This is a genomic window from Variovorax ureilyticus (assembly GCF_037889935.1).
GTDB lineage: Bacteria > Pseudomonadota > Gammaproteobacteria > Burkholderiales > Burkholderiaceae_C > Variovorax > Variovorax ureilyticus.
In genome coordinates, this window is sequence record NZ_JBBKZU010000023.1 from 68,553 (window position 1) to 78,033 (window position 9,481).

General features: G+C 67.0%; 10 protein-coding genes. 8 read left to right on the forward strand and 2 right to left on the reverse strand.

Annotated elements, in window-relative coordinates:
• Positions 1-41 precede the first annotated feature (41 nt).
• Positions 42-317 (forward strand): enoyl-CoA hydratase-related protein, encoded by a 276-nt coding sequence (locus WKW77_RS32185; protein WP_340360959.1) that lies wholly within the window; start codon positions 42-44, stop codon positions 315-317.
• A gap of 50 nt (positions 318-367) precedes the next feature.
• Entirely contained in the window at positions 368-2,323 is a 1,956-nt protein-coding gene (locus tag WKW77_RS32190) for a putative Ig domain-containing protein (RefSeq protein WP_340360960.1), read from the forward strand.
• A gap of 50 nt (positions 2,324-2,373) precedes the next feature.
• Here WKW77_RS32190 and WKW77_RS32195 read toward each other — a convergent pair whose 3' ends face one another.
• On the reverse strand, positions 2,374-2,727 hold the full coding sequence (locus tag WKW77_RS32195) for a hypothetical protein (protein ID WP_340360961.1): 354 nt from the start codon (positions 2,725-2,727) through the stop codon (positions 2,374-2,376).
• A 372-nt stretch (positions 2,728-3,099) separates the two neighbouring features.
• On the opposite strand from WKW77_RS32195, the gene WKW77_RS32200 reads away from it, so the two are divergent.
• Positions 3,100-3,780, forward strand: coding sequence for a peroxiredoxin-like family protein (locus tag WKW77_RS32200; RefSeq protein WP_340360962.1), 681 nt, complete (start codon positions 3,100-3,102; stop codon positions 3,778-3,780).
• Between the two features lie 10 nt (positions 3,781-3,790).
• Here the strand turns inward: WKW77_RS32200 and radA are convergent, their stop codons facing one another.
• Positions 3,791-5,182 carry a DNA repair protein RadA gene (gene radA, locus WKW77_RS32205; protein WP_340360963.1) on the reverse strand — a complete coding sequence of 464 codons (1,392 nt, stop codon included), beginning with the start codon at positions 5,180-5,182 and terminating at the stop codon, positions 3,791-3,793.
• A gap of 106 nt (positions 5,183-5,288) precedes the next feature.
• Here radA and WKW77_RS32210 point away from each other — a divergent pair, with 106 nt between their 5' ends.
• From WKW77_RS32210 to WKW77_RS32230, 5 genes are all read left to right on the forward strand, one after another.
• Positions 5,289-5,684: an MAPEG family protein gene (locus WKW77_RS32210; protein ID WP_340360964.1), complete on the forward strand. Its 396-nt coding sequence runs from the start codon at positions 5,289-5,291 to the stop codon at positions 5,682-5,684.
• A gap of 234 nt (positions 5,685-5,918) precedes the next feature.
• On the forward strand, positions 5,919-7,751 hold the full coding sequence (locus WKW77_RS32215) for a phospholipase D-like domain-containing protein (RefSeq protein WP_340360965.1): 1,833 nt from the start codon (positions 5,919-5,921) through the stop codon (positions 7,749-7,751).
• Positions 7,752-7,854: 103 nt separating this feature from the next.
• Complete coding sequence (gene hpaR / locus WKW77_RS32220) at positions 7,855-8,286, forward strand: homoprotocatechuate degradation operon regulator HpaR (protein WP_340360966.1); 432 nt, start codon at positions 7,855-7,857, stop codon at positions 8,284-8,286.
• Positions 8,287-8,366: 80 nt separating this feature from the next.
• On the forward strand, positions 8,367-8,990 hold the full coding sequence (locus WKW77_RS32225; protein WP_340360971.1) for a fumarylacetoacetate hydrolase family protein: 624 nt from the start codon (positions 8,367-8,369) through the stop codon (positions 8,988-8,990).
• Positions 8,987-9,481: fumarylacetoacetate hydrolase family protein (locus WKW77_RS32230; protein ID WP_340360967.1), on the forward strand; the 495-nt coding region annotated here is incomplete at its 3' end. The genes WKW77_RS32225 and WKW77_RS32230, both read left to right, overlap by 4 nt.

The window sequence follows — 9,481 nt, forward strand, 5'->3', positions numbered from 1 at the left end:
GGCGGTGAAGCTTCGCGTCGGGCGTCGGGTGCGAACTGGCGATGGCTTGCACCTCGCGGCTTGCGGCGGCGCACGCGAGATCCGGCGGGCCGGAAGCGAAGTCCTTCGTTCGCGGTTTCGGCGGGATGCGCCTCCTGCGTCTCGTCGGCAAGGGCCGCGCGCTGCAGCTCATCCTCACGGCGGACGCGATCGACGCGACGGAAGCGCACCGGAACGGCCTCGTCAATGGGATCGTCGATGCAGACCAACTCGTTGCCCGTGCGGAAACGATCCTCGAACGCTCCGGGGGAAAGAATGCACCGCTGGACAGCTGCTAGCACGTCGGCTCATACTCCGGCCCCCTTGGAGGGACAGGAGAGGAGTCGGCATGAAGACGACATCATGGCCAAGCGTGTTGCGCCTCCTGGCATGGGCCCTGAGCATGCTGGCCCTGCTCTGCGTCAATGCCTGTGGCGGCGGTGGCAGTGGCTTCCCAGTCCCCGGCACGACTTCGCCGCCCGCCGGGCTGCACTACGAACGCCATGCCGTCGTCTACACGCTGGGTCGCCCGATCACGCCGAACGTGCCGAGCAGTAGCGGCGGCCTGATCCTTCGGTACGTCGTCCGGCCGGCGTTGCCCGACGGGCTCCAGATCGACCCGACGACCGGCATCATCAGTGGCACGCCGAAGGTGGTGGCCGTGCCGACGCTTCATACCGTCACCGGCATCAACTTCATCGGCACGGTCACGACCGGCGTGCTGATCGAGGTCCGGGCCAAGGCAGCGCCCCCGGCGAACCTGAGCTTCGAGAACCAGGATGCCGTCTACACCGTCGGCCAGCCGATCCCGCCGAACCACCCCGCCGTGGATGGCGGCGATGTCGGCAGCTTTGCGGTGCAGCCGACGCTGCCCGACGGGTTGGCGATCGATCCCGTCACCGGCGTCATTTCCGGCACGCCCAGCCGGGCCGCTGCGCGGGCGGGCTTCACGGTAACCGCCAGCAACAGCGCAGGCTCGACGAGCACCGTGCTGCAGATCGAGGTCCGCGACCCGCCGCTCGCGGCGCCCACCTCGCTGCGCTACCAGCAAGCAAGCGCCCTGTACGCCACGGGCAGGCCCATCACCCCCAACCTGCCGAGCAGCACCGGCGGCCCGATCACCATCTTCTTCGTGACGCCAACGCTGCCCTTGGGGCTGAGCATCGACACCATCACGGGCGTCATCTCCGGCACGCCGCAAGGCACGAGCGCTGCCGCCGACTTCACGGTGACCGGCAGCAACGCAGCGGGCGCCGTCTCCACGACGATCAGCATCGCGGTCGCCCTCCCCGGTACGGGCGTCCCGGTCGGCGCCATGAGCAGCGCGCGCACCAACCACACCGCGACCCTGCTGACCTCCGGCCAGGTGCTTGTCGCCGGGGGGTACAACGACATCGACACCCTGGCCACGGCGTTGCTCTATGTGCCCGGCACCCAGCAGCCGACGGCCACCGGCGCGATGAGCACTCCCCGCTTCTTCCACACCGCGACCCTGCTGCAGGACGGCCGCGTGCTGGTCGCGGGCGGCGAGGATCTCGGCGGCGCCTTCCGCGCGTCAGCGGAGATCTACAACCCTGCCACCGGCCGGTGGTCATCAGCCGGCGCCATGAGCGTGGCCCGCAGCGGCCACACCGCCACGCCGCTGGCGGACGGCCGGGTGCTGGTCGCGGGTGGAACCAGCGGCAGCTTCCTCGCTTCGGCGGAGCTGTTCGATCCGGCCACCGGGCAGTGGACGGCCACCGGCACCATGCACGCCGCTCGCAGCGTGTTCACCGCGACCTTGCTGCCGGATGGCCGGGTGCTGGTGGCGGGCGGAACCAACGGCAGCCCGCTCTCTTCGGCGGAGATCTACCAGCCTGGCAACGGCCAGTGGACCGCCACCGCCCCGATGATTGCCGCGCGACTGACGCACACCGCGACCCTGCTGCCCGATGGCCGGCTGCTGGTGACCGGAGGAAACGGCGGCGCCGCGGGCGGCGGTTCGCTCGCGACGGCAGAACGCTACGACCCCGTCGCAGGCACCTGGACGGCCACCGGCTCGTTGAGCACCGGCCGCACCGGCGCCACCGCGACCTTGCTGGACGATGGCAGGGTGCTGAGTACCGGTGGGTACAACAGCAGCAACGCCACGCTGGCTTCGACGGAGGTGTACGACTCCGGCAGTGGGCAGTGGACGCCCAACGGGTCCATGACCCAGCCTCGCTACTTCCACACCGCAACGCTGCAGTCGAATGGGAATGTGCTGCTGGTGGGGGGAGCCGATGACTTCACGTCTTTGGCGACGGCCGAAGTGCACTTGCCGTAGTGCCGTGACCGCCGCACCCAATGCACCAGCAGACGGGCGCTCTGGCTATTTCAGTGCAACGCCTCCCGCACCGACTCAATCGCATCGGTCACCGTCTGTATGCGCCGCACCATCTCCGCGTTGACAACCTCCATCAATGCGCTCAACTCGAGCGGGTGGATGCGGAACTCATCCACTTCCAGCGGGCTGAGGGGCGTCAAGAGGTTCTGCACGCAGTCGTATGCGCGATGCGCCGCACGCAGGTTGTTGAACTCGTCTTCGACGAGGAGCGCGGCATCGCTGACCTTCCTCCTCGCTGACTTCCGGAACGCGGCATCCGTCGAGCGTCGACGCCCGACCGCTTTGCGCTTGCCGGACTTGGAAACGTTGGACGAACGCCCGCCTTTACGATCTGTCTTGGCCATTTTTTGGCCTCCCTGAGGTTGCGGTTTGCTGAAACCGCCGCTCCGAGTCCAATCGAGGCGGCAGCTCGACGAGTTGGACTTACCGGGCAACCTCTTGCGAGAAACCGGCCGGGCTCGCGCCCGCCCGTCGAGCCGCCATTAAGGAGGCACGACGCGACGAATTCGCAAACCAATGCAGGCATCTGCGACCTTCGCCGCAGAGATTGCTTTCGGGAGTCCAATCCCGGCCGCGTCCTTTTTCGACGCGACTCGCGCAGCTTGCCAGCGCATCCACCTGCCGCCGTCCAGCCCCGCGCGTTGTGCCCCGTCGCAACAAGTGCTACGGTCGAGCGCCCACCGCCTCGCCGGCCCAATCGATGAAGGAGGTTGCCCATGGGAGCACCGCAATCCCCCCTGCAACGAGGCGATCCCGCCCCCGAATTCGTGCTGCCGTCAGCAAGCCAGGAAGGCACGGTCGCCCTGGCGGACCTGCGCGGCCGCCCCTTTCTCCTGGGCCTCTTCCGCGGCCTGCATTGCCCCTTCTGCCGCCGCCAGGTGATGCAGCTGGCCGCCCAGCAGCCGGCCCTGCGCGCGGCCGGGGTCGAGACGGTGGCGGTGATCAACACGCCGGTGGAGCGCGCCCGGCAGTACTACCGGTTCCGGCCGACCCCGCTGCTGCTGCTGTCCGACCCCGAGTGCCGCACGCACCAGGCCTTCGGCGTGCCGCGCGCCGCGTTCCAGTCGCCCGACAGCACCGAGCCGCCGCAATGGCCCTACCGCGCGAGCGTGGAGGAGTTCGAGGCGGCGCGCATCAACCCCAACGGCCTGTTGCCGGAACCGACGCAACCCATGGCCGCGAACGCGGCGCTCAATGCCAAGGACGGCTTCGAGATGGAGCCGATCGACGGCGAAATCGCGGCCAGCCATGGGACACAGTTGGTCGGCCATTTCCTGATCGATCGCGCGGGCACCATCGCATGGCGGCATATCGAAGCGATGGATAGCCCGAACAGCCTCTGCTCCCTGCCCAACGCAGCAGAGATCGCAGCCGCGGTCGAAGCGCTGGGTGCGTGAGTTCGCGCGGCTACTGCAACTGCCTCACGATATCCAGCGCCTCCTCGATCCGCTCCACCGCGTGGATCGTCAGGCCCTCGATCTCCCTCGCGCCCTTCTTGGGCGCGTTCGCCTTCGGCACCACTGCCACGCTGAAGCCCAGCTTGGCAGCTTCGCGCAGACGCTCCTGTCCGCGCGGCGCGGGTCGCACCTCGCCGGCCAGGCCCACTTCGCCGAACGCGATGAAGCCCTTGGGCAGCGGCTTGCCACGCAGGCTCGATGTGATCGCGAGCATCACTGCCAGGTCGGCGGCCGGTTCACTGATGCGCACGCCGCCGACGGCGTTGACGAACACGTCCTGGTCCATGCACGCCACGCCGGCGTGCCGGTGCAGCACCGCGAGCAGCATCGCCAGCCGGTCGCGGTCCAGGCCCACTGACAGGCGCCTCGGGCTCGGCCCGCCGTTGTCGACCAGCGCCTGGATCTCGACCAGCATCGGGCGCGTGCCTTCGAGCGTGACGAGCACCACGCTGCCGGGCACGGGCTCGGCGTGCTGGCTCAGGAAGATCGCGCTCGGGTTGGTCACGCCCTTGAGGCCGCGTTCGGTCATCGCGAAGACACCGATCTCGTTGACGGCGCCGAAGCGGTTCTTGATGGCGCGCACGAGGCGGAAGCTCGAATGGGTGTCGCCTTCGAAGTACAGCACGGTGTCGACCATGTGTTCGAGCACCCGCGGGCCGGCGAGCGCGCCTTCCTTCGTGACGTGGCCGACGAGCACGACCGCGGTGCCGCTGGCTTTCGCGAAGCGGGTGAGATGCGCCGCGCATTCGCGCACCTGCGCGACCGAGCCCGGCGCGGAGGTGAGCTGGTCGGAGTAGACGGTCTGGATCGAATCGATGACCGCGATGGTGGGCCGCGTGGCGTCGAGCGTGGCGATGATCTTTTCGAGCTGGATCTCGGCGAGCACCTGCACCTGCGAATGGTCGAGCCCCAGTCGCCGCGAGCGCAGCGCGACCTGCGCACCGCTTTCCTCGCCGGTGACATAGAGCGCATTGCGGCCCATGTTCTGCAGCGCATCGGCCGCCTGCAAAAGCAGCGTGGACTTGCCGATGCCCGGATCGCCGCCGATCAGCGTCACGCCGCCATCGACGATGCCGCCGCCGAGCACGCGGTCGAGCTCCTCCATGCCCGTGGGCGCGCGCGCGACGTCGGCGGCTTCGATTTCGGACAAGGTCGCCAGCTCGGCCGATCCTCCGAGCGAAGCGAACTGGGTGCCGAAGCGGTTGTTGGCCGCGCCCGCCGCCGGCGCCGCGACCTGTTCGATCAATGTGTTCCATGCGCCGCAGCTCGGGCATTTGCCGAGCCACTTGGCGCTCGTGCCGCCGCATTCGGTGCAGACGTAGATTGTTTTTTCCTTGGCCATGGGGCGAGTGTAGGGAGGCCGTCCGGCCGGGCGGGCGGTAGGTACAAACCCCGGCGGGGCCGCCGGCCATCCCGCCTATCGTGGGCGCGCCCACCAGGAGTTCGATATGACCCACACACTCGCGCTCGTGATCTACATGGCCATCCTGACCTGGCTTGCGCTGCTTGTTGCGAGCCTGATCCGGGTGAAGGGATGGACGCCCTCCGGCACCATGATCGCGCTGGGCAATCGCGAGAACCTGCCCGCGGCCACGCCGTTCGCGGGTCGGGCCGAGCGCACGGCGCGCAACACGTTGGAGAACTTCGTGTTCTTTGCCGCGATCGCCCTGGTCGCGCATGCAACGGGTGCCACCAGTCCGAAGGTGGCCACGGGCGCAGAGATCTTCTTCTGGGCGCGCGTGGTCTACATCCCGGTCTACTACGCCGGCATCGCCTATCTGCGCACGGCGATCTGGGTGGTCAGCATCGTGGGGCTGGCGATGATGATTTCAGCCATCTTGTAGCCGGGGCCAGTTTTGAACCTCGAGACACGGCGCGCAGCCGCGAACCGGAAGACCGGCGCTGCGCCGTCATCGAGCCGACGCTGCGCGGAACCAAGCTGGTGAAGCGGCTCTCGGTGAGCATCGAGGCTTGAGTCAGGGCTTGGTCATCGCCAATACTGATGATGGAGCGCCGCGCGCCATGGCGTGGAATCGCAGTGCACAGCCAACATCGACAACCAACGTGTGGAGATGAGGATGACCGCTTCTGTTTCGAAGAAGACGCCGGGACTCTCGGTCCGGGCCTACATCGGCGACGCCAAGACGCTCCTGGCGTTCGACATGCCGCAGGACAAGGCCAAAAACCTGGTCGGGTTCACCATCAAGGTCGAGCCGGAGGGCCAGACGCCCTTCTACCTGCACAACACGCTGACCTTCGCATCGCCACCGGACCATGCCCAGGACCCCAAGCAGCCGCCCGGCTCCAGCCTGAACGCACCGTTCCAGAAGTTCCGCTGGCTGCATGTGCCGGGCTCGATCCACCAGGGGCTGCAGCCGTTCATGGGGATGTACACGTACACGGTGACGCCGCGCTACGTGGACGACAAGCAGTCGATGCTGCCGCTGGACCCGAAGCTCAGTGTCGCGGTGAAGGTCCCGGTTCAGCCGTTCGAGTTGGATGGACTGAAGCTCGGCTTCACGCGCGGCTACGTGCAGTCGCAGGGCTTCCTGAATCACTTCGGGCCCAAGGCGCTGATCCGTCCGAACGACAAGGAGCTCCAGTTCGACACGTCCGAGATCTCGGGTGCGAACGCCGCCGGACAGCAATACAGCTTCGAGGAGGAATACGAGTGGCTCGGGTTCACCGCGCGCAGCCGCATCATGGATCTGCTGGACGAGGTGCTCGCGGACGGCAAGCTGACGCTCGATGTCTTCGCCTACGACCTGAACGAACCGACGGTGATCGAAAGCCTTCTCGCGCTCGCGAAGGTCGGGCGTGTCCGCGTGATCCTGGACGACGCCGCGCTGCACCACGACAAGGGCATGACCAAGCCCGAGGACCAGTTCGAGACGCTGTTCACCAAGGCGATGAAGAACGGCTCGGCGATCAAGCGGGGGCATTTCAAGCGCTTCGCGCACGACAAGGTCTTCGTGGTGCGAAAGGTGGCGGGCGGCGCCGCGACCCAGGTTCTTTGCGGGTCGACCAATTTCTCGGTGACCGGGATGTACGTCAACTCGAACCATGTGCTGGTCTTCGACGATGCGAGCGTGGCCGGCGAATACGCGAAGGTCTTCGATGCCGTCTGGGACGACGACGTGAGCGGCCCGGCCTTCGTGAAGTCGGAGTTGTCCACTCAGACCTTCGACTTCAAGCTGTCTCCGAGGATCGCGGGAGACATCAGCTTCGCGCCGCATTCGCCGCAGATGGCCACCTCCGTGCTCGACGCGATCGCGGCCCGCATCGCGCAGGAGGGCCAGAAAGGCCGTGGCAAGGCCAGCGTGCTGTTCGCGGTGATGGAGATGGACAACGGGACGAGCCCCGTCTACACGTCGCTGAGCAAGCTGCACGGGGACCAGAAGATCTTCAGCTACGGCATTTCGGACAACCCGTCGGGCATCGCGCTGTACGAGCCCGGCAAGGCGACCGGGGTGCTGGTGACCGGAAAGCCGAGTTCGACCATCCTGCCGCCACCTTTCAACCAGGTGCGCAGCGTGGGTCTCGGCCATCAGATCCACCACAAGTTCGTGGTGTGCGCATTCAACGACGACAACCCGACGGTGTATTGCGGCTCGTCGAACCTTGCATTGGGCGGCGAACAAAGCAATGGCGACAACCTGATCTGCCTGCACGGCGAGGAAGTAGCGACGGTGTTCGCGCTCGAAGCCATTGCGCTGGTCGATCACTTCCAGTTCCTGGATCGCTATGCGGCCAAGAAGGGCCAGAAGGAGCCGCTGAAGTCGGCTGCGCCGGCCGCCAAGGACTTCGCCGCCAAGACGGTGAAATGGTCGCTTCGCACCACGGGCGATTGGGCCAGGCCGTACTTCGATTCGTCGGACCTCAAGTTCGTCGACCGTCAGCTCTTCGCCTGACGGCACGACGGCGCGCCACAAGAAACAGGGGAGCACTCAGGGTTAACCCGGGGTGCATTCTTGCGTCAGATATTTAACATATTAAATAATCCGAGAGACAACGATGAGCACCGCTTTCACGCACCGCAATTTGCCGCGCCTGCTGCTGCAGGCGCGCGAAGCCGTGATGGCGCACACGCGCCCGAGCCTGCGCGAGCATGAGCTGTCGGACCAGCAATGGCGCGTGCTGCGCGTGCTCGGCGAACACGGCGCGGTGGAAACCGGCCGCGTGGCGCGCGAGGCCTTCATCCTCGGCCCGAGCCTCACCGGCGTGCTCGCGCGCATGGAGCGCGACGGGCTCATCACGCGCAGCCGCGACCCCAACGACCAGCGCTGCACCGTGATCGAGGCGACGCCGCACGGGCGCAAGCTGGTGAAGCGGCTCTCGGTGAGCATCGAGGCGCACTACAAGTGGATGGAAGAGTCGCTCGGCAAGGAGAAGCTCACGCATCTCTATGCGCTGCTCGACGAACTGATTGCACTGGAACAACCATGAACCCCCACGCTCCGCACTCCGTGTCGTCGCTGCCTCCCGAGGGGGCGCGTTTCGCCTTGGGGCGGCCCGGCGGCGAAACCATGAGCTATCTCCCCAAAGGCACCGTCTACGGCGTGCTCCTCAACTTCCGCGCGGAAGTCGAGGCGCTCGCGCCGCTGATGACGCAGGCGCCGTACAAGGCACCGCCGAAGGCGCCCATCCTCTACGTGAAGACGGCCAACACCTGGAGCCCGAGCGGCAGCGCGATCACCGTGCCGTCGCAGGTGGATGCGGTGGAGGTGGGCGCGACGATCGCGATGGTGATCGGCCCGGACAACGACGTCGAAGGCTTCGTGCTGATGAACGATCTGTCGATCCCGCACGCGAGCTTCTTCCGCCCGCCGGTCAAATTCAAATGCGTCGACGGCTTCCTCGGCATCGGCCCCGCCATGCGCGACGCGCAGGAGGTGTCCGACCCGGCCGAGTTCAAGCTCGAAGTGCGCATCAACGGCGAGCTCCGGCAGTCGGTCGATTTTTCGAAGACGGTGCGCAGCGCTTCTCGGCTGCTCGAAGACGTCGGCGCATTCATGACGCTCGCACACGGCGACGTGCTGATGCTCGGCTGCGACGCCGGCCGGCCGCTCGCACGCGCCGGAGACACCATCGAGATCAGCGCTCCCGGCTTCGAGACACTGGTCAACACGCTCGTGAAGGAACAGGCATGAAGCGCGCACGCATCCTCCTCGAAGGCACGGCGCATGACGCGGTCGAAAGCGACGGCCAATTGCTGCTGGATGATGGCCGCCGCGTGCCGCTCGACGTGGTCACCTGGCTGCCGCCGCTCGCGCCGACGCCTCGCCCGCGCACCATCCTCGCGCTCGGACTCAACTACGCGGACCACGCGAAGGAACTCGAATTCAAGGCGCCGGAAGAACCCCTGGTGTTCGTGAAGGGCGAAAGCACGCTCACCGGCCATCGGCAGTTGACCTATCGCCCGTCGGACGTGCAGTTCATGCACTACGAATGCGAGCTCGTCATCGTGATCGGCAAGACCGCGCGCAAGGTCAAGCGGGACGACGCCTACGACTTCATCGGCGGCTACACGGTCGCCAACGACTACGCGATCCGCGACTACCTCGAGAACTGGTATCGCCCCAACCTGCGCGTGAAGAACCGCGACACCTGCACGCCGATCGGCCCCTGGCTGGTGGACGCC